Annotated in this window: 17 protein-coding genes; 15 read left to right on the forward strand and 2 right to left on the reverse strand. The window is 63.8% G+C overall.

Going from position 1 to position 18954, the window contains the following annotated elements; translation table 11 throughout:
* Positions 1-5 precede the first annotated feature (5 nt).
* The 13 genes from soxC (at position 6) to BLQ85_RS00165 (ending at position 15095) form a co-directional block, all read left to right on the forward strand.
* The gene (gene soxC, locus BLQ85_RS00105) at positions 6-1349 is read left to right on the forward strand and encodes a sulfite dehydrogenase (RefSeq protein WP_074574061.1); all 1344 of its coding nucleotides are present in this window, start codon (positions 6-8) and stop codon (positions 1347-1349) included.
* Positions 1336-2481, forward strand: coding sequence for a c-type cytochrome (locus BLQ85_RS00110; protein ID WP_074574062.1), 1146 nt, complete (start codon positions 1336-1338; stop codon positions 2479-2481). Before soxC ends, BLQ85_RS00110 begins: the two co-directional genes overlap by 14 nt.
* A gap of 130 nt (positions 2482-2611) precedes the next feature.
* Positions 2612-3079 carry a thiosulfate oxidation carrier protein SoxY gene (gene soxY, locus BLQ85_RS00115; RefSeq protein WP_074574063.1) on the forward strand — a complete coding sequence of 156 codons (468 nt, stop codon included), beginning with the start codon at positions 2612-2614 and terminating at the stop codon, positions 3077-3079.
* A gap of 47 nt (positions 3080-3126) precedes the next feature.
* Positions 3127-3438 (forward strand): thiosulfate oxidation carrier complex protein SoxZ, encoded by a 312-nt coding sequence (soxZ, locus tag BLQ85_RS00120; protein ID WP_007871154.1) that lies wholly within the window; start codon positions 3127-3129, stop codon positions 3436-3438.
* Between the two features lie 64 nt (positions 3439-3502).
* Positions 3503-4309 (forward strand): sulfur oxidation c-type cytochrome SoxA, encoded by an 807-nt coding sequence (gene soxA / locus BLQ85_RS00125; RefSeq protein WP_074574064.1) that lies wholly within the window; start codon positions 3503-3505, stop codon positions 4307-4309.
* Positions 4310-4326: 17 nt separating this feature from the next.
* Complete coding sequence (soxX, locus tag BLQ85_RS00130) at positions 4327-4986, forward strand: sulfur oxidation c-type cytochrome SoxX (protein WP_074574065.1); 660 nt, start codon at positions 4327-4329, stop codon at positions 4984-4986.
* 75 nt (positions 4987-5061) lie between these two features.
* Positions 5062-6780 carry a thiosulfohydrolase SoxB gene (gene soxB / locus BLQ85_RS00135; protein ID WP_074575068.1) on the forward strand — a complete coding sequence of 573 codons (1719 nt, stop codon included), beginning with the start codon at positions 5062-5064 and terminating at the stop codon, positions 6778-6780.
* 268 nt (positions 6781-7048) lie between these two features.
* Positions 7049-9937, forward strand: a complete 2889-nt coding sequence (locus tag BLQ85_RS00140) for a 2-oxoglutarate dehydrogenase E1 component (protein ID WP_007871164.1) — start codon at positions 7049-7051, stop codon at positions 9935-9937.
* Positions 9938-9988: 51 nt separating this feature from the next.
* On the forward strand, positions 9989-11260 hold the full coding sequence (odhB, locus tag BLQ85_RS00145; protein ID WP_074574066.1) for a 2-oxoglutarate dehydrogenase complex dihydrolipoyllysine-residue succinyltransferase: 1272 nt from the start codon (positions 9989-9991) through the stop codon (positions 11258-11260).
* A gap of 80 nt (positions 11261-11340) precedes the next feature.
* Entirely contained in the window at positions 11341-11838 is a 498-nt protein-coding gene (locus BLQ85_RS00150) for a hypothetical protein (protein ID WP_139200837.1), read from the forward strand.
* A gap of 44 nt (positions 11839-11882) precedes the next feature.
* Positions 11883-13310, forward strand: a complete 1428-nt coding sequence (lpdA, locus tag BLQ85_RS00155) for a dihydrolipoyl dehydrogenase (RefSeq protein WP_074574068.1) — start codon at positions 11883-11885, stop codon at positions 13308-13310.
* Between the two features lie 19 nt (positions 13311-13329).
* Complete coding sequence (zapE, locus tag BLQ85_RS00160) at positions 13330-14433, forward strand: cell division protein ZapE (RefSeq protein WP_074574069.1); 1104 nt, start codon at positions 13330-13332, stop codon at positions 14431-14433.
* A complete protein-coding gene (locus BLQ85_RS00165; protein ID WP_074574070.1) occupies positions 14430-15095 on the forward strand; it encodes a hypothetical protein in 666 nt (221 codons plus the stop codon). Before zapE ends, BLQ85_RS00165 begins: the two co-directional genes overlap by 4 nt.
* On the opposite strand, the gene BLQ85_RS00170 is transcribed toward BLQ85_RS00165, so the two are convergent.
* Positions 15081-15869, reverse strand: a complete 789-nt coding sequence (locus BLQ85_RS00170; protein WP_074574071.1) for a PP2C family protein-serine/threonine phosphatase — start codon at positions 15867-15869, stop codon at positions 15081-15083. The two genes, BLQ85_RS00165 and BLQ85_RS00170, sit on opposite strands and share 15 nt — an antisense overlap.
* Positions 15870-15953: 84 nt before the next feature.
* Here BLQ85_RS00170 and BLQ85_RS00175 point away from each other — a divergent pair, with 84 nt between their 5' ends.
* Complete coding sequence (locus tag BLQ85_RS00175; RefSeq protein ID WP_007871178.1) at positions 15954-16157, forward strand: DUF465 domain-containing protein; 204 nt, start codon at positions 15954-15956, stop codon at positions 16155-16157.
* Entirely contained in the window at positions 16157-18163 is a 2007-nt protein-coding gene (locus BLQ85_RS00180) for an ATP-dependent DNA helicase (protein ID WP_074574072.1), read from the forward strand. Before BLQ85_RS00175 ends, BLQ85_RS00180 begins: the two co-directional genes overlap by 1 nt.
* On the opposite strand, the gene BLQ85_RS00185 is transcribed toward BLQ85_RS00180, so the two are convergent.
* The gene (locus BLQ85_RS00185) at positions 18126-18950 is read right to left on the reverse strand and encodes an outer membrane protein assembly factor BamD (RefSeq protein WP_074574073.1); all 825 of its coding nucleotides are present in this window, start codon (positions 18948-18950) and stop codon (positions 18126-18128) included. The two genes, BLQ85_RS00180 and BLQ85_RS00185, sit on opposite strands and share 38 nt — an antisense overlap.
* Between the last annotated feature and the right edge of the window lie 4 nt (positions 18951-18954).

Here is an 18954-nt window from a genome sequence, read left to right on the forward strand (position 1 = left end):
CACCCATGCTGAACCGATTCCTACAGCGCGCGCCCGAAAACTTTCTTTCGCGCGAGCAGATACAAGAAGTGCGGGCAGGGCGCCGCGGCTTTCTGGCCGGCGCCTTTGCCGCGGCGGCCGGCACGGTGGCCGCGGGCCGGGCCGTCGCGCAGGGCGCGGCGACGCCTGCTGACGGTGAACCTGAAATCCTGAACCTTCCGCCACACAGCAAAGGCCTGGGCCAGCCGGTGGCGGCCCGCGGCTACGGCCTGCCCAGCGAGTTCGAGAAAAACCTGCAGCGCCGCGAAAGCCCGGGCCTGACGCGCGTGAGCCAGGCCAGCGTGAGTTTTTGCCCCTTGCAGGGCCTGTTCGGCATCATCACGCCCAGCGGCCTGCACTTTGAGCGCCACCACCAGGGTTGGTGGGACATAGACCCTTCCAAGCACCGGCTGATGCTCAACGGCTCCGACGAGGCCATGCTCAAGCGCCCCATGGTCTTCAACATGGACGAGCTGATGCGGCTGCCCAGCGTGAGCCGCATGCATTTCATCGAATGCGGGGCCAACACCGGCATGGAGTGGGGCAATGCGGCGGTGCCGACGGTGCAGTACACCCATGGCATGCTCAGTTGCAGCGAGTTCACCGGCGTGCCACTGCGCACCCTGCTGGAGCTTTGCGGCGCCGACCTCAAGCGCGCCAAATTCATCCTGGCGGAAGGCGCCGACGGCTCGGGCATGACGCGCACCATTCCCATGAGCCTGGTGATGAGCGGTGAGGTGCTGGTCGCCTACGGGCAAAACGGCGAAATGCTGCGGCCCGAAAACGGCTACCCCCTGCGGCTCATCGTGCCCGGCGTGCAGGGCGTGAGCTGGGTCAAATACCTGCGCCGCATCGAAGTGGGCGACATGCCCTACGGCGCCAAGGACGAAACCATCCACTATGTGGACCTGCAGCCCAGCGGCCTGCACCGGCAGTACACCAGCATCCAGGAAGTCAAAAGCGTGGTGACCTCGCCCAGCGGCGGCCAGGTGCTGCTGCAAAAAGGCTTTCACAACATCACGGGCCTGGCCTGGAGCGGTCGCGGCAAGATACGCCGGGTCGATGTTTCGGTCGACGGCGGCCGCAACTGGACGCAGGCGCGGCTCGAAGGGCCGGTGCTGGCCAAGTGCCTCACGCGTTTTAACGCCGACTTCGTCTGGGACGGCAAACCGGCGATTTTCCAGAGCCGCGCGGTGGACGAAACCGGGCAGATCCAGCCGAGCTACAACGAATTGCGCAAGGTGCGCGCCTCGCGCAGCATCTATCACAACAACGCCATCCAGTCGTGGGCGCTGGAAGAAAACGGCGAGGTGAAAAATGTCCAGGTTTAAACGTGTCCGGTGCTCGTTGCTGGTGCTCGCCTGCCTCGGCACCATGGGCACGGCATTCGCGCAAACGCAAGCCGCCGCGCGACAGGCGGCGCTGGCCAATATCGGCCGGACCGCCACGCCCGCCGAAGTGAAGGCCTGGGACATCGACGTGCGCCCCGATTTCAAGGGCCTGCCCAAGGGGCAGGGCTCGGTGCGCCAGGGTGAAGTTTTATGGGAAGCGCAATGTGCTTCCTGCCACGGCAGTTTTGCCGAGTCGTCCGAAGTGTTCACGCCGATTGCCGGCGGCACCACGGCGCAGGACGTGAAAAGCGGCCGGGTCGACGGCCTGATGCCGGGCGCCAACCAGCCCAACCGCACCACGCTGATGAAGGTGTCGACGCTGTCGACGTTGTGGGACTACATCAACCGCGCCATGCCCTGGACCGCGCCCAAGACGCTGACACCCGACGAGGTCTATGCCGCGACGGCCTACATCCTGTTCCTGGGCAATGTGCTGCCGGAAGACTTCACGCTGTCGGACGCCAACATCCGTGAGGTGCAGGACCGCCTGCCCAATCGCAAAGGCATGACCACCGCGCACGCGATGTGGCCGGGCAAGGAACTGGGCGGCACGGCCAGGCCCGATGTGCAGGGCTCGAACTGCATGGTGAACTGCAAGGCTGAAGTGGTGGTCAAAAGCTTTTTGCCCGACTATGCGCGCAACGCCCATGGCAACCTGGCCGAGCAGTCCCGCGGGGTGGGCGAAAGCCGTGGGGTGGACACGACACGGCCGGCTTCGGCCGCGGCGGCACAATCGGGCAGCGCCGTGGCGCAGGCGGAGCGCGCGCCCGCCGGGATTCCGGTGGCTGCCGTGGTGAAGACGGCCGCCTCCGGCGCCGCGTCGGTGATGCCGCTGCTGCAGAAAAATACCTGCGTGGCCTGCCACGGCATGGACAACAAACTGGTGGGGCCGTCCTTCAAGGATATAGCCAACAAATATAAGGACCGTGCTGACGCGGTGAATTACCTCTCGGGCAAAATCAAGGCGGGCGGGCAGGGCGTCTGGGGTGCGATTCCGATGCCCCCGCAGGCTTTGAGCGCGGCGGAGTTGGCGCAGATTTCCCAATGGCTGGCGCAGGGCGCGGCGAAGTAGGTGCGCAGGCCGGCAGCGTTTTTTTTTGAGGCATGCTTGGGAGAAGTACCCTCCCGGATTTTTGGGTTTTTGGTGTCCAATCGGGCTAAGTTTTTAAGACATTCAAGTTATATAAAAGAGGAGTTCAACCATGGAACGTCGTGATTTTTTGGCCAGCGGTTCCGGTGCCACGGCACTGGCGCTGGCAGCCGCTTCGGGCCTGAGCCCGGCCTACGCGCAAAACGCGCCGGGCTGGAACAAGGCCGCTTTTGAGAGCAAATCCCTGGCCGACGCGGCCAAGGCCATGGGCGCCACCAGCGCGCCTGTCGAAAGCAAGGACCTGCTGCTCCAGGCGCCCGAAATCGCCGAAAACGGCAACGTGGTGCGCGTCGGCGCACAGAGCAATATCGCGGGCACCACGCAGATCGCGCTGGTCGTCGAAAAGAACCCCAGCGCGCTGGCCGCCATGTTCGAGATTCCGGCCGGCACCGACGCCAATGTCTCGACCAATATCAAGATGGGCCAGTCCTCCAATGTCTACGCGCTGGCCAAGGCCGGCGACAAGTACTTCTATGCGGTGAAGGAAGTGAAAGTCACTTTGGGCGGTTGCGGCGGTTGATTCGCGCCGACCCCGTCTTCACCCCAGCTTGAAATCAGGAGAAAAAAATGTCAGATCCCATGCGAATCCGGGCTCAGGCCCAAGGCGATAAAACCACGGTGCGCGTGCTCGTGAGCCATGAAATGGAAAGCGGCCAGCGCAAGGATGCCGCCGGCAAGACCGTGCCGGCCTGGTTCATCCAGAACATCAGCGCCACCTGGAACGGCAAGACCGTCATGAGCGCCCAATGGGGCACGGCCGTGTCCAAAAACCCCTTTGTGCAGTTCAGCTTCAAGGGCGGCAAGGCCGGCGACAAGATCGCGGTCAGCTGGACCGACAACCACGGCGACAAGCGCACCGACGAGGCCGTCATTTCCTGAGGTTCCCACCGGTTTTCGCGCCGCGGCCCCGGCCGCCCACAACGATATTTGAGGAGAGAGCACGATGAAATTGAGCCTGTTTGGGCTGGCGGCCCTGGCCGCCCTATCCGCCTTGCCGCTGCCGGCGGCGGCGCAGAAGAGCACGGCCGAAGGCATTGCCGAATACCGCGCCATGCTGGCTGACGGCAACCCGGCCGAGCTCTACGAGGCCAAGGGCGAGGCTCTCTGGAAACAGGCGCGCGGCCCGAAAAACGCCTCGCTGGAAAAATGCGACCTCGGCAAAGGGCCGGGCGTGGTCAAGGGCGCTTTTGTCGAGCTGCCGCGTTTCTTCGCCGACACCCAGCGTGTGCAGGACCTGGAGTCGCGCCTGCTGACCTGCATGGAGCAACTGCAGGGCTTTAGCGCCGCCGAGATCGCCAAGACCCCCTTTGGCGCGGGCGAGCAGAAATCGATTGAATCGCTGGTGGCCTATATCTCGGCAGAGTCGCGCGACATGGCTTTCAATGTGCCGCAGTCGCATGCCAAGGAAAAGCTGATGTACGAAGTCGGCAAGAAGGTGTTTTACCTTCGCGGCGGCCCCTATGACTTTTCCTGCGCCTCCTGCCACGGCGAGGACAACAAGCGCGTGCGCCTGCAGGACCTGCCCAACCTGACCAAACAGCCCGGCGCCGGCAACGGCTTTGGCGCCTGGCCGGCCTATCGCGTCTCCAGCGGCGACCTGTGGAGCATGCAGCGCCGCCTGAACGACTGCTACCGGCAGCAGCGCTTTCCCTTCCCGGGCTACGCCTCCGATGCCACCATCGCCCTGGGCGTGTACATGGGCGTCAACAGCAAGGGCGGCGTTTCGATTGCGCCCGCCCTGAAACGTTAATCCGGCAGGACATCCTCATGAACACCTCCTACACACAAGCAGCGCTGTCCGCGGCGGGCCTGGCACTCGCCGCTTTTTTACTGTCCAGTTGCGCCACCGCGCCCACGGCCCAGCAGGTCGATGAAGCCACGCAGCAGGTGCTCAAAAGCTCCTTCCGCGAGCAGGGCATCGCCAAGATGGACCGGCTGACGCTGGACGCCTCCAACCAGGCCTGCTCGGAAGCAGCCGGCAAGCCGCTGGACGAAAAACTCGCCAAGTCCATTGAAGAGGCCAACCTGCAAACCGTGAAGCCGCCTTCGGACGGCAAGTACCTGGGCAACTGGAGCGAGGGCGAAAAAATCGCGCAGAACGGCCGCGGCCTGACCTGGAGCGACAAACCCGGCGAGGCCAACGGCGGCAGCTGCTACAACTGCCACCAGATCAGCAAGGCCGAGCTGTCCTTCGGCTCCATAGGCCCCAGCCTTTACAACTACGGCAAGCTGCGCGGCGTGAGCAACCCGGCTTCGCCCGAAAGCAAGCCTATCGTGGACTACACCTGGGGCAAGCTCTGGAACGCCAAGGCCTACAACGCCTGCTCCGACATGCCGCGCTTCGGCCACGCGTCCATCCTGAGCGAGCAGCAGATCCGCGACGTGATGGCATTGCTGCTGGACCCGAACTCACCCGTCAATAAGTGATCCGCGGCGCTTGCGCGCCCGGGTCGACCGCAACCTGAAAGCATGCCTGGTGCGCCGGGCAGGATGACCAACGCCATGAACCTCTCCCGCCGCGAATTCGCAAGTGTCATGGCGGCCGCCCTGGCCGCCGGTTTCCCCCTGCAGCGCGAGGCCGGCGCCGCCCAGGCCGCGGGCCTGTACGAGTTGCCGCGCAGCGGCAATGTGCACCTGCTGCACATGACCGACTGCCATGCCCAACTGCTGCCGATTTATTTCCGCGAACCCTCCGTCAACCTGGGCGTGGGCACCATGCGCGGGCAGGCGCCGCACCTGGTGGGCGAGCATCTGCTCAAGGCGGCCGGCCTCAAGTCGGGCACGCCCCAGGCCCATGCGCTGACTTTCCTCGACTTCGAGCGGGCCGCGCGCCAGTACGGCAAGGTGGGCGGTTTTGCGCACCTGGCCACGCTCGTCAAACAGCTCAAGGCCGGGCGCCCCGGCGCCTTGCTGCTGGACGGCGGCGACACCTGGCAGGGCAGCGCTACGGCGCTCTGGACGCAGGGCCAGGACATGGTGGACGCGGCCAAGCTGCTAGGCGTGGACGTGATGACCGGCCATTGGGACTTCACCTATGGCGAGGAGCGCATCAAAAAAATCGTCGAGCAGGACTTCGCCGGCAAGATCGACTTCATCGCGCAGAACGTCAAGACCAGCGACTTCGGCGATCCGGTGTTCAAGCCCTATGTGATCAAGGAAATGAACGGCGTGCCGGTGGCCATCGTCGGCCAGGCCTTTCCCTACACGCCGATCGCCAACCCGGGCTGGCTGACGCCCAACTGGACCTTCGGCATACGCGAAAGCGAGATGCAGGAGACCGTCAACGAGGCGCGCGCCAAGGGGGCGCAGGCCGTGGTGCTGCTGAGCCACAACGGCATGGACGTGGACCTCAAGATGGCTTCGCGCGTGAGCGGCATAGACGCGATCCTGGGCGGCCACACCCACGACGGCGTGCCGGTGCCCGTCATCGTCAAAAACCCGGGCGGCCAGACCATCGTCACCAATGCCGGCAGCAACGGCAAGTTCCTGGGCGTGCTGGACCTTGACGTGAAGGACGGCAAGGTGGCGAGCTTCAACTACCGGCTGCTGCCGGTGTTCGCCAAGCTGTTGCCGGCGGACGCGGCCATGAACGAGTTGATCGCGAAGGTGAGGGCGCCTTATTCCGGCAAATTGGCGGAAAAGCTCGCTGTGACCGAAGGAACGCTCTACCGCCGCGGCAATTTCAACGGCAGCTTCGACCAGCTCATCCTCGATGCGCTCATGAAAGTGCGCGGCGCCGAGATCGCGTTCTCGCCGGGATTCCGCTGGGGCACTTCTTTATTGCCCGGCCAGGCCATCACGCGCGAGCATGTGATGGACCAGACCGCCATCAGCTATCCCTGGACCACGCTGACCGACATGCGCGGCGACATGATCAAGACCATCCTGGAAGACGTGGGCGACAACCTGTTCAACCCCGATCCGTATTACCAGCAGGGCGGCGACATGGTGCGCGTGGGCGGCCTGACCTACACCTGCGAGCCTGGCGCCAAGATGGGCGAACGCATCCAGGACATGCGCCTGGGCGGCAAGCTCATCGAAGCCGGCAAGACCTACAAGGTGGCTGGCTGGGCGCCGGTGGCCGAGGCCAGCAAAAACGCCGGCCCGCCGGCCTGGGAGGTGGTGGAGAGCTACCTCAAGGCGCAAAAAGTCATCAAGCCCGTCAAGCCCAACACGCCAAAATTGCGGGGCGTGGCCGGCGACCCGGGCCTTGCTGCCTGAGTTTTTGCCCCAATCTGTCAAACAGCTGTCAATGCGGGGCATGTGACGGCGTGTGAGGGCATGTGAGGCATGTAAAAGTCATGGCCTATTCGAAATGGGCATGGCCTGGTCTTTCCGCTGTCACAGTTCGGTGGCACAATCTGGGTTGTTTCTGAAGGCCCTTCCTGCCACAGTCGCATCCGCTAATCGGTCCAGCCGTGTTGCGGAAGGTTAATCAACCAGCTTTAACCAGCTAATGTTTCCCTAAGGGAAACGGAGGTCAGCGGATATGAGTTCCAGCCCGACGGCATCGTCCGTCTATTCAGCCTATCAAGGCAATACCTACCTCTTCGGCGGCAACGCGCCCTATGTCGAAGAGATGTACGAAAACTACCTCGCCAACCCCGGCAGCGTGCCCGACAACTGGCGCGAGTATTTCGACGCACTCCAGCATGTTCCCGCCGTGGACGGCAGCAATGCCAAGGACGTTCCGCACCTGCCGGTCGTCAATGCCTTCGCCGAGCGCGCCAAGCAAGGCCAGACCAAGGTCGTGGTCGCCAGCGGCGCCGACTCCGAAATGGGCCGCAAGCGCACGGCCGTCCAGCAACTGATCGCCGCCTACCGCAACGTCGGCGCACGCTGGGCCGACCTGGACCCGCTCAAGCGCGCCGAACGCGACAAGATTCCCGAACTGGAGCCCTCGTTCTACGGCTTCAGCGACGCCGACCAGGAAACCGTGTTCAACACCAGCAACACCTTCTTCGGCAAGGACACCATGAGCCTGCGCGAGCTCATGAACGCGCTGCGCGAAACCTATTGCGGCACCATAGGCGCCGAATACATGTACGCCACCGACCAGAACCACAAGCGCTGGTGGCAGCAAAAGCTCGAATCGATCCGCAGCAAGCCCAATTTCGCCAAGGAAAAAAAGCTCCACATCCTGGACCGCCTGACGGCTGCTGAAGGCCTGGAGCGTTTCCTCCACACCAAATACGTCGGCCAGAAGCGTTTCTCGCTGGAAGGCGGCGAAAGCTTTATCGCCAGCATGGATGAGCTGATCCAGCAGGGCGGCATCAAGGGCGTGCAGGAAATCGTGATTGGCATGGCGCACCGCGGACGCCTCAACGTGCTGGTCAACTCCCTGGGCAAGGTCCCGGCCGACCTGTTCGCAGAATTCGACCATACCGCCCCCGAAGACCTGCCCAGCGGCGACGTCAAATACCACCAGGGCTTCAGCTCGGACGTGACCACCCCCGGCGGCCCGGTCCACCTGACCTTGGCCTTCAACCCCTCGCACCTGGAAATCGTCAACCCTGTGGTGGAAGGCTCCGTGCGCGCCCGCATGGACCGCCGCGCCGACCCGCAAGGCAAGCAGGTGCTGCCCGTGCTGGTGCACGGCGATGCCGCTTTCGCGGGGCAGGGCGTGGTCATGGAAACGCTGGCGCTGGCCGAAACCCGTGGTTACTTCACGGGTGGCACGGTGCACATCGTGATCAACAACCAGATCGGCTTCACCACCAGCGACCCGCGCGACAGCCGCTCGACGCTGTACTGCTCCGACGTCGTCAAGATGATCGAGGCACCGGTGCTGCACGTCAACGGCGACGACCCCGAAGCCGTCGTGCTGGCCACCCAGCTGGCGCTCGAGTTCCGCATGGAGTTCCACAAGGATGTTGTGGTCGACATCATCTGCTTTCGCAAACTGGGCCACAACGAGCAGGACACCCCCGCGCTGACCCAGCCGCTGATGTACAAAAAGATCGCGCAGCACCCCGGCACGCGCAAGCTGTACGCCGACAAGCTGGCGGCCCAGGGCATGGGCGACACGCTGGGCGACGACCTGGTCAAGGCCACGCGCGCGGCGCTGGACGCCGGCAAAAGCACCTTCGACCCGGTGTTGACCAACTTCAAGAGCAAGTACGCGGTCGACTGGACCCCATACCTTGGCAAGAAGTGGACCGACGCGGGCGACACCGCCATCCCCATGGCCGAGTGGAAGCGCCTGGCCGACAGGATCACCGCCATCCCGTCCACCGTGACCCCGCACCAGCTGGTCAAGAAGGTGTACGACGACCGCGCCGCCATGGGCCGCGGCGACATCCCCGTGGACTGGGGCATGGGCGAGCACATGGCTTTCGCCTCGCTGGTGGCCAGCGGCTACCCGGTGCGCTTGTCCGGTGAAGACTGCGGCCGCGGCACTTTCACGCACCGCCATGCCGTGATCCACGACCAGAACCGCGAAAAATTCGACACCGGCACCTATGTGCCGCTGCAGAACGTGGCCGACAACCAGGCCCCCTTCGTCGTCATCGACTCCATCCTGTCCGAAGAGGCGGTGCTGGCGTTTGAATACGGCTACGCCTCCAACGACCCCAACACGCTGGTGATCTGGGAAGCCCAGTTCGGCGATTTCGCCAACGGCGCGCAGGTCGTGATCGACCAGTTCATCGCCTCGGGCGAAGTGAAGTGGGGCCGCGTCAACGGCATCACGCTGATGCTGCCGCACGGCTACGAGGGCCAGGGTCCGGAGCACAGCTCGGCGCGCCTGGAGCGCTTCATGCAGCTGTCGGCCGACCTCAACATGCAGGTGGTGCAGCCCACCACGGCCAGCCAGATCTTCCATGTGCTGCGCCGCCAGATGGTGCGCAACCTGCGCAAGCCGCTGGTCATCATGACGCCCAAGTCGCTGCTGCGCAACAAGGATGCGACCTCGCCGCTGTCCGAGTTCACCAAGGGCGCTTTCCAGACCGTGATCCCCGAGAACAAGGAAGAGATCAACAAGAAGGCCGACAAGGTCAAGCGCATCATCGCCTGCTCGGGCAAGGTCTATTACGACCTGGCCAAGAAGCGCGAGGAAAAGGGCGCGGACGACACCGTCATCCTGCGTGTCGAGCAGCTCTATCCCTTCCCGCACAAGGCCTTCGCCACTGAACTCAAGCGCTATCCGAACGCCACCGACATCGTGTGGTGCCAGGACGAGCCGCAAAACCAGGGCGCCTGGTTCTTCGTGCAGCACTACATCCACGAAAACATGCTCGATGGCCAGAAGCTGGGCTACTCAGGCCGTGCCGCCTCCGCGTCGCCGGCCGTGGGCTACTCGCACCTGCACCAGGAGCAGCAAAAGGCGCTGGTGGACGGCGCCTTCGGCAAGCTCAAGGGCTTTGTGCTGTCCAAGTAAGGCCGGCCACTTCACCATACAGAACACAAGAACGCACACGAAAGAAACAACATGGCTATCGTAGAAGTCAAAGTCCCCCAGCTGTCCGAGTCCGTGGCCGAGGCCACCATGCTGCAGTGGAAGAAAAAAGTCGGTGAAGCAATCGCCGTCGATGAAATCCTGATCGAAATTGAAACCGACAAGGTCGTGCTCGAAGTGCCCGCGCCTTCGGCCGGCGTGCTGACCGAGCTGGTGGTTGCCGACGGCGGCACCGTGGTGTCCGACCAGGTGATCGCCAAAATTGACACCGAAGGCAAGGCGGGCGCTGGTGCACCCGCCGCCGCTGCGGCGGCCGCACCGGCTGCCGCGGCAGCTTCGGCACCGGCTCCCGCCGCCGCCCCCGCCGCGGCGGGTGGCTCCATGGCCGGCGTTGCCATGCCCGCCGCCGCCAAGCTGATGGCCGACAACAACCTGGCCGCCGGCTCCGTGCCGGGCACCGGCAAGGACGGCCGCGTCACCAAGGGCGACGTCCTGGGCGCGACCGCCGGCGGCGCCAAGCCCGCCGCTGCCGCGATTCCCACAGGCGCGCCGACCACGGCTTTGCCGCAGGTCGCGGCTTCGGCCAAGCCCGCCGACCTGGGCGAGCGCCCCGAGCAGCGTGTGCCCATGAGCCGCCTGCGCGCGCGCATTGCCGAGCGTCTGCTGCAGTCTCAGGCTACCAACGCCATCCTGACCACCTTCAACGAAGTCAACATGGCCCCCGTCATGGAAATGCGCAAGCGCTTCCAGGAAAAGTTCGAGAAAGAGCACGGCGTGAAGATCGGCTTCATGAGCTTCTTCGTCAAGGCGGCTGTGCATGCCCTGAAGAAATACCCCGTGCTCAACGCCTCGGTCGACGGCAATGACATCGTCTACCACGGCTATTTCGACATCGGTATCGCGGTCGGTTCGCCGCGCGGCCTGGTGGTACCCATCCTGCGCAATGCCGACCAGATGAGCTTTGCGGACATCGAAAAGAAGATTGCCGAATACGGCGCCAAGGCGCGCGACGGCAAGCTGGGCATTGAAGAAATGAGCGGCGGCACCTTCTCGATCTCCAACGGCGGTGTGTTCGGCTCCATGCTGTCCACCCCCATCATCAACCCGCCCCAGTCGGCCATCCTGGGTGTGCATGCCACCAAGGACCGCGCTGTGGTCGAAAACGGCCAGATCGTGGTGCGTCCGATGAACTACCTCGCCATGAGTTACGACCACCGCATCGTGGACGGCCGTGAAGCCGTGCTGGGCCTGGTGGCGATGAAGGAAGCGCTGGAAGACCCCGCCCGCCTGCTGTTTGATATTTGATATTTGATGCAAAAGGCCGATTGCCATTGCAATCGGCCTTTACCGGGCAGCCTGCTCATCGTCGCCACCGTGGAGTCACCATGAAATTGTCCCGAATTTTTGCCGCCCTTGCTCTTCTGTTCAGCGTCGGGTTACTTGCGGGATGCATTTCTATTCCCATGGGAAAACCAGTAGGAACCTTGAGCAACACCTTCGAGGGGCAGCACTTGGTGATCTACCGCGAAATGGACAAGGGCGGAATGTACTTTCAGGGCGAGGTTGATGACACGGTCATCAAGGACTCGCTGACCGCTGGAAGCGTCACTATCGTCCCTGTGTCCGTGGGCAGCCATACTTTTACGGTCAAGCTTCCACCCTTCCATCCAGGCTCAAAGGTGAACGCCAATACTGTGTCGGTGACCGTTGCAAAAAATGAGCGGAAATTTGTGCGTGTGCGACTCAGCACAGGGCGAGTGAGCAACTTCACGACGATGACAGGAGCCTATGCCGGAACGATGGGCACATGGAATTTTCTTGTCGAGGAAGTTGACCCGGTTACGGGCGCCGACGCTGTGAAGACATTGAAATTTGCAAGCTAGAGCCTTTTTGCCATCGCAAAATTGATTAAAGAAAGCTATTTGAAATGAGTAAACAATTTGACGTGATCGTCATCGGCGGCGGCCCTGGCGGCTACATCGCCGCCATTCGCGCAGCGCAGCTGGGTTTTAACACCGCCTGCATCGACGAGTGGAAAAACGCCAAGGGCGGTCCCGCCCTGGGCGGCACCTGCACCAACGTGGGCTGCATTCCCTCCAAGGCGCTGCTGCAGTCGTCCGAGCACTACGAGCAGGCCGGCCATCACTTCGCCGACCACGGTATTGAGGTCAAGGGCCTGGGCCTGGACGTCGCCAAGATGCTGGGCCGCAAGGACACCGTCGTCAAGCAGAACAACGACGGTATCGTCTACCTGTTCAAGAAAAACAAGGTCGCCTTCTTCCACGGCCGCGGTTCCTTTGCGGCGGCCAAGAACGGCCTGTATGAGATCAAGGTCGCCGGCGCCGCCGAGGAAACCATCGCCGGCAAGCACATCATCGTGGCCACGGGCTCGAATGCCCGCGCCTTGCCCGGCGCGCCGTTTGACGAGGAAAACATCCTCTCCAACGACGGCGCACTGCGCATAGGCGCCGTGCCCAAGAAGCTGGGCCTGATCGGCTCCGGCGTGATCGGCCTGGAAATGGGCTCGGTCTGGCGCCGCCTGGGCGCCGACGTGACGGTGCTCGAAGGCCTGCCAACCTTCCTGGGCGCGGTGGACCAACAGATCGCCAAAGAAGCCCACAAGGCTTTCACCAAGCAAGGCCTGAAGATCGAGCTCGGCGTCAAGGTCGGCGAGGTCAAGTCTGCCAAGAAGGGCGTGTCGGTCGCTTATGTCGATGCCAAGGGACAGGCGCAAACGCTGGAAGTCGACAAGCTGATTGTCTCCATCGGCCGCGTGGCCAACACCATAGGGCTGGCACCCGAAGCCGTGGGCCTCAAGCTCGACGAGCGCGGCGCGGTGGTGGTCGACGACGCGTGTAAAACCAACCTGCCCAATGTCTGGGCCATCGGCGACGTGGTGCGCGGCCCCATGCTGGCGCACAAGGCCGAGGAAGAGGGCGTTGCCGTTGCCGAGCGAATCGCCGGCCAGCACGGCCACGTCAACTTCAACACCATTCCCTGGGTGATTTACACCAACCCCGAGATCGCCTGGGTGGGGCAGACGGAAGAGCAGCTCAAGGCCGCCGGCCGCGCCTACAAGGCCGGCACCTTCCCTTTCATGGCCAACGGCCGCGCGCGCGCGCTGGGCGACACCACCGGCATGGTCAAGATGCTGGCCGATGCCGCCACGGACGAAATCCTGGGCGTGCACATCGTCGGGCCTTTCGCCAGCGAGCTGATCGCCGAATGCGTGGTGGCCATGGAGTTCCGCGCCAGCAGCGAGGACATCGCGCGCATCTGCCACGCGCACCCGTCGCTCAGCGAGGCGACCAAGGAAGCCGCGCTGGCGGTGGACAAGCGCACGCTGAATTTCTGATCCAGCGGGCACGGAGTCCGTGACTCAACCGGTACGCGCGGCGTATGACGCTGAACTGGCGGCGCGGGGTTACGTCAGCGACCCCGCGCAGCTGCGCGCCGTCGAGGCGCTGGAACGCTGCGCCTCTGAATGGGCCGAGTTCAAGGAGCAGCGCTCCAACGCCTTCAAGAAGCTGATCAACCGGCCCGACATTCCCCGCGGCGTGTACATGTACGGGGGTGTCGGGCGCGGCAAAAGCTTTTTGATGGACTGCTTTTTCGGGGCGGTCCCGCTGCGGCGCAAGGTCCGGCTGCATTTTCACGAGTTCATGCGCGAGGTGCACCGCGAACTGCAAGACCTGCAGGGCACGGCCAACCCGCTGGATGAGCTGGGCCGGCGCATTGCCAAACGCTATCGGCTGATCTGCTTTGATGAGTTCCACGTGGCCGACATCACCGATGCGATGATTCTTCATCGCCTGCTCTCGGCCCTGTTCGAGAACGGCGTCGGTTTTGTCACCACCTCCAACTTCCACCCCGACGAGCTCTACCCCAACGGCATGCACCGGGACCGCGTGCTGCCGGCCATTGAGCTGCTCAAGGCGAATCTGGAGGTCCTCAGCGTCGACAACGGCACCGACTACCGCAGGCGTACCCTGGAGCAGGCCAGGCTCTATCACACGCCGCTGGGCCCCCAGGCCGACGCTGAAATGACGGAAACTTTCAATGCGCTGGCGGAATCCCAGGATGAAAACCCGGTGCTGCAGATCGAGTCCAGGCAGATCCAGGCCAGGCGCAAGGCGGGCGGGGTGGTCTGGTTCGACTTCAAGACGCTGTGCGGCGGGCCGCGTTCGCAAAATGACTACCTGGAGATCGCGACCCAGTTCCATACCGTGCTCTTGAGTGACGTGCCTTACATGCCCTTACGAATGGCCTCCGAAGCCAGGCGCTTTACCTGGCTGGTGGATGTGCTGTACGACCGGCGGGTCAAGCTCATCATGTCGGCAGAAGTTCCGCCCGAGGCGTTGTACACCGAGGGACCGCTGGTGCACGAGTTCCCCCGCACCGTCTCCCGGCTCAATGAAATGCAGTCCAAGGAATTCCTGGCGCTTGACCGCCGCAACGTGGATACCACCCTCACATGAAAAAATTCGCCGCCGCATGCTTTCTCGCCACCCTGGGCGTGCTTGCGGGCGCGCAACCCGCGGCGCAACAGCCGGCCGCGCCCGCCGAGGCTCCCCGCAGCATCGATGCTGAGCGGGCCAGGATCAGCGCCGAACGCAGTCGCCTGGAAGCGGGTTTCCTCGCTGAAGACGCCGAGTGCTATAAAAAATTCGCCGTCAACAGCTGCCTGGGCAAGGTCAACGAACGCCGCCGCGAAGTGATGGGCGACCTGCGCCGCCAGGAAATCCTGCTCAATGATGAAGAGCGGCGCAACCGCGGTGCCGAGCAGATCCGCAAGACCGAGGAAAAGGCTTCACCCGAAAACCAGCAGGAAGCCGCCGACCGCCGGGCCAAAGCCGCAGGCGACTACCAGTCACGCCTGGAGCGGGAAAAGAAAAAGAACGAGGACCGTGCCGCCGCCAAGGCCGGTGAGCAGGGTAACAGCGATGCCAGCGCAGCCAGGCTCAAGGGCAGCCAGGAGAAATCCCAGACGAAGGCTGACAAGCAAGCCACCGCGGCAGCGGAGGCTAAAAAATTCGCCGACCGCCAGAAGGAAGCGCAGGAGCGCAAGGCCCAGCACGAAAGCGACCGGCTCAAGCAGACCAAGCCGCCGGCCAAGTCCCTGCCATTACCCCAGGACTAAGCGGGGCGGTGGCTCAGGGGCCAAGGGTTCGAGCTTGACGATCACCAGCGAGAGGTTGTCGCCGCCGCCGCGTGCTCGTGAACGGGCTTTCTGGATCAGGAACTCGGTGGCTTCGCGCGGTGACAGCATGGACAGGGCCGAGCCCATTTCGCTGGCGCTGAAGTAGTGCCAGACGCCGTCGCTGCAGGCCAGCAGCACGTCTTCCGGGCGTAGCTGGGGGATGAAGTGGTGCGTGATGGGCGGAGCGTCTTCGGTGCCCAGGCAGCCCATCAGGATGTTGGACTGGGGATGGACGTTGGCTTCCTCCTCGGTGATCTCGCCCTTGTCGACCAGCGTCTGCACGTAGGAATGGTCCACTGTCCTGTGAACCAGCTTGCTGCCCTGGTAGTGGTAGATGCGGGAGTCGCCGGTGTGCACCCAGTGGCAGTCGCCGCCCGGGTTGATCAGGAAGGCCGCCAGCGTGCTGTGGGGCTCCTGTTCGGCCGAGATCGCCGTGAGCTTGATCACGATGTGCGCTTCCTCGACGATCTGCTTGAGCATGGCGGGGGCGTCATCGCTCTCCGGCGAATAGCGGTCAAAGAGCTGCTTGGCGGTCAGCATGACCTGGTCGGAAGCCTTGCGCCCGCCGCTGCGGCCTCCCATGCCGTCAGCCACGATGCCCAGCATGCAGCCGGGAATCCGCGAGTGGCTGAACAGGTTGACCTGGTCTTGCTGGTAGTCCCGGTCCCCTTTGTGGATACCGGTGGAAGCTGTGATTCGATAACCTTTGGACATTGTGTGGTCGTTCGGGCGCGAGGCTCGATTTATGGTCGCAATCGACGTATTATCAAGCGAAGCGGCGCGTACGGATAAAAAACCTTGGACTTAAATTTACATTCCCCGGAACGGCAGCTGATTGAACTCAGGATGGAGCATGCGGACCTCAACGCGCTGGTGGACATCGCGGCGCACACCATGCCCATCGACGAACTGCTGCTCAGGCGCCTTAAAAAACGGCGCCTGCAGCTGCGTGACCAGATCGCTCAACTCGAGTTGTCGCTGGACCCTCCCGAGCCCGCCTGATGACGCTTGCGCTTGAAGTCGAAGAGGCTTTTGCGCCCGGCGGTGTGCTGTCGCGGGCGGCCGAGCACTTCACGCCGCGCAGCGGGCAGACCGAGATGGCCCTGGCCGTGGCACGCGCCATTGAGGGGGCTTACCCCCTGGTGGTCGAAGCCAGCACCGGTGTGGGTAAAACTTTTTCCTACCTGGTCCCGGCGCTGCTGAGCGGCGAGCGCGTGCTGCTGTCGACCGCGACCAAGGCCTTGCAGGACCAGCTGTTCGGTCGCGACCTGCCGCGCCTGGTCGAGGCGCTGGGGCTTCCCGTCAGCACGGCCCTGCTCAAGGGGCGGGCCAGCTACCTGTGCCTGCATCGCATGGAGATGGCCCGCCAGGAGGCTTACCTGCCCGACGGCGTTTCCGTGCGCGCCCTGGCCAGGATTGAAGAATGGTCCAAGGTGACGCGCACCGGCGACCTGGCCGAGCTGCCGGGGCTGGATGAGCGCTCCCCCATGATCCCGCTGGTGACCTCCACGCGCGAAAATTGCCTGGGTGCCCCATGCCCGCGTTTTCGGGCTTGCCACGTGAACCTGGCCCGCAGGGAGGCCATGGCGGCCGACGTGGTGGTAATCAACCACCACCTTTTTTTCGCCGACTTGGCGGTGCGTGAATCCGGCGTGGCCGAGCTGCTGCCTTCGGTGCGCATCGCCATCTTCGACGAGGCGCACCAGCTCAACGAAACCGGCGTGCAGTTCCTGGGCACCAACCTGACCACCGGCCAGTTGCTGGATTTCGCCAGGGACATGCTGGCCACCGGCCTGCAACTGGCCCGCGGCCTGGTCGATTGGCAGGAGGTGGTGTCCGCCGTCGAGCACGCCGCACGCGAGCTGCGCCTGTGCGCTGGCAAGCAATACCCCGGAACCAAGCTCAGGTGGGTGGACGAATCCCCTGAAGGCCTGGATGCGGACGAATGGAACGCCGCGTTGCAGGCCGTTCACGCTTCCTGCGAGCAGGCCTGCGCGGCCCTGGACACGGTCAGTGAAATCGCCCCCGACTTTGTTCGCTTGCATGAACGTGCCGCGGAACTGGCCGAACGCGCCCGGCGCTTTGTCCATGCCTGTGAGCCAGGCTGTGTGCGCTGGGCCGACGTGGGCACCCAACTGCGGCTGGTCGAGTCGCCTCTGGACATTTCCAAGGCCGTCAAAAGCAAGGTGCTGGGCGCGGGCGGCGGCGCCGAAAAAACCTGGGTATTCACCTCGGCCACGCTGGGCGACGACGACAAGCTCAGCTGGTTCACCCAGCCTTGCGGGCTGGAGGAGGCCGAGGTTTTGCGCGTGGGCAGCCCTTTTGACTATGCACGCCAGGCGGCGCTCTATGTGCCGCCGGCCTTTCCCAAGCCGGGCGATCCCGCCCATACGGTGAAGGTGGCCGAATCCGCAGTCAGGTGGTCACGGCGCCTGGGCGGCCGCACCATGGTGCTGACCACCACGCTGCGGGCCTTGCGCACCATTGGTGACGCGCTCAGGGATGTTTTCCGGGAGTCACCCGACATGGAGGTGCTGGTGCAGGGCGCCATGCCCAAGCGCGTGCTGATCGAGCGCTTCCGCGAGGGCAACGCCAACGGCGGCAAAGGCTGCGTGCTGGTGGCCTCGGCCTCGTTCTGGGAGGGTATCGATGTGCCGGGCGACGCGCTGCAACTGGTCATCATCGACAAGCTGCCTTTTCCGCCGCCCAATGACCCGCTGGCCGAGGCCCGCTCCAAGCTGCTGGAGTCACAGGGGCGCAGCGCCTTTAATGATTATTTTCTGCCTGAGGCGGCCGTGGCGCTCAAGCAGGGCGCCGGCCGGCTGATACGCCGTGAAACCGACGAGGGCGTGCTGGTGGTGTGCGACAGCCGCCTGGCATCTATGGGCTACGGCAAGCGGCTGCTGAGGGCGCTGCCGCCCATGCGGCGCCTGGCGTCAGAGCAGGAGCTGACGGACAGGCTGGACAGCCTTACCAGAACTTGTACCAGGGATTGTCTGCAGCCTTGAAGCCCTTGGTGAGGAACTGGCTCTGCGGATAGTTCTTTTCCATGATGCGGCGGGTGTCGTCGCGCAGCTCGGCCATGCCCAGGGCATCATAGGATTTGTAGAGGATGTAGACGGCTTCTTCCAGCGCTGGCACGTCGCGGTAGTCGGCGATCGCGGTCTGGGCGCGGTTGATGGCGGCCACATAGGCGCCACGGGAATAGTAGTAGCGCGCCACATGCACTTCCGATTGCGCCAGCGAGTTCACGATATAGCTCATGCGCAGGCGGGCATCGGGCGTGTACTTGGACTCGGGGAAGCGGGTCACCAGCTCCCGGAATGATTCAAACGATTCCTTGGCGGCCTTCTGGTCGCGTTCGGACAGATCCTGGCGCGAGATAAAACCGAAAATGCCCAGGTTGTCGTTGAAATTGACCAGGCCCTTGAGGTAAAGCGCATAGTCGAAGGCGGGGCTGGCGGGATGCAGCTTCATGAAGCGGTCCAGCGTCGCGATGGCCTGGGCCTGTTCGCTGCCCTTGTACTGGGCATAGGCTTTTTCAAGCTGGGCCTGCTGGGCCAGCGGGGTGCCCGCCGCGCGGCCTTCGAGCTTTTCATACAGGGGAATCGCCTTGTCGTAGGCACCCGAGCTCGCTTCATCCTTGGCTTCGGCGTAGATCTTGTTGGGGCTCCAGGTGGCCGTCTTGTCGGCGGCTGGTGTGCTGGAGCAGCCGCCGATCACAAAGGACAGTGCGCAAACGGCTGCAAGAAGCGGCATTGCATTGGGAACGACCGATAATTTGGTGGAAAACATTGCA

It is taken from the genome of Polaromonas sp. JS666 (assembly GCF_900103405.1).
Classification (GTDB): domain Bacteria; phylum Pseudomonadota; class Gammaproteobacteria; order Burkholderiales; family Burkholderiaceae_C; genus Polaromonas.

Excerpts from the sequence above, each read along its gene's own strand:
- BLQ85_RS00110 (WP_074574062.1), top strand. The coding sequence starts at position 1,336 with ATGTCCAGGTTTAAACGTGTCCGGTGCTCGTTGCTGGTGCTCGCCTGC.
- soxB (WP_074575068.1), top strand. The coding sequence starts at position 5,062 with ATGAACCTCTCCCGCCGCGAATTCGCAAGTGTCATGGCGGCCGCCCTG.
- BLQ85_RS00165 (WP_074574070.1), top strand. The coding sequence starts at position 14,430 with ATGAAAAAATTCGCCGCCGCATGCTTTCTCGCCACCCTGGGCGTGCTT.
- BLQ85_RS00170 (WP_074574071.1), bottom strand. The coding sequence starts at position 15,869 with ATGTCCAAAGGTTATCGAATCACAGCTTCCACCGGTATCCACAAAGGG.
- BLQ85_RS00185 (WP_074574073.1), bottom strand. The coding sequence starts at position 18,950 with ATGTTTTCCACCAAATTATCGGTCGTTCCCAATGCAATGCCGCTTCTT.
- lpdA (WP_074574068.1), top strand. The coding sequence starts at position 11,883 with ATGAGTAAACAATTTGACGTGATCGTCATCGGCGGCGGCCCTGGCGGC.
- soxC (WP_074574061.1), top strand. The coding sequence starts at position 6 with ATGCTGAACCGATTCCTACAGCGCGCGCCCGAAAACTTTCTTTCGCGC.
- soxZ (WP_007871154.1), top strand. The coding sequence starts at position 3,127 with ATGTCAGATCCCATGCGAATCCGGGCTCAGGCCCAAGGCGATAAAACC.
- soxX (WP_074574065.1), top strand. The coding sequence starts at position 4,327 with ATGAACACCTCCTACACACAAGCAGCGCTGTCCGCGGCGGGCCTGGCA.
- soxA (WP_074574064.1), top strand. The coding sequence starts at position 3,503 with ATGAAATTGAGCCTGTTTGGGCTGGCGGCCCTGGCCGCCCTATCCGCC.
- BLQ85_RS00140 (WP_007871164.1), top strand. The coding sequence starts at position 7,049 with ATGAGTTCCAGCCCGACGGCATCGTCCGTCTATTCAGCCTATCAAGGC.
- soxY (WP_074574063.1), top strand. The coding sequence starts at position 2,612 with ATGGAACGTCGTGATTTTTTGGCCAGCGGTTCCGGTGCCACGGCACTG.
- BLQ85_RS00150 (WP_139200837.1), top strand. The coding sequence starts at position 11,341 with ATGAAATTGTCCCGAATTTTTGCCGCCCTTGCTCTTCTGTTCAGCGTC.
- odhB (WP_074574066.1), top strand. The coding sequence starts at position 9,989 with ATGGCTATCGTAGAAGTCAAAGTCCCCCAGCTGTCCGAGTCCGTGGCC.
- BLQ85_RS00180 (WP_074574072.1), top strand. The coding sequence starts at position 16,157 with ATGACGCTTGCGCTTGAAGTCGAAGAGGCTTTTGCGCCCGGCGGTGTG.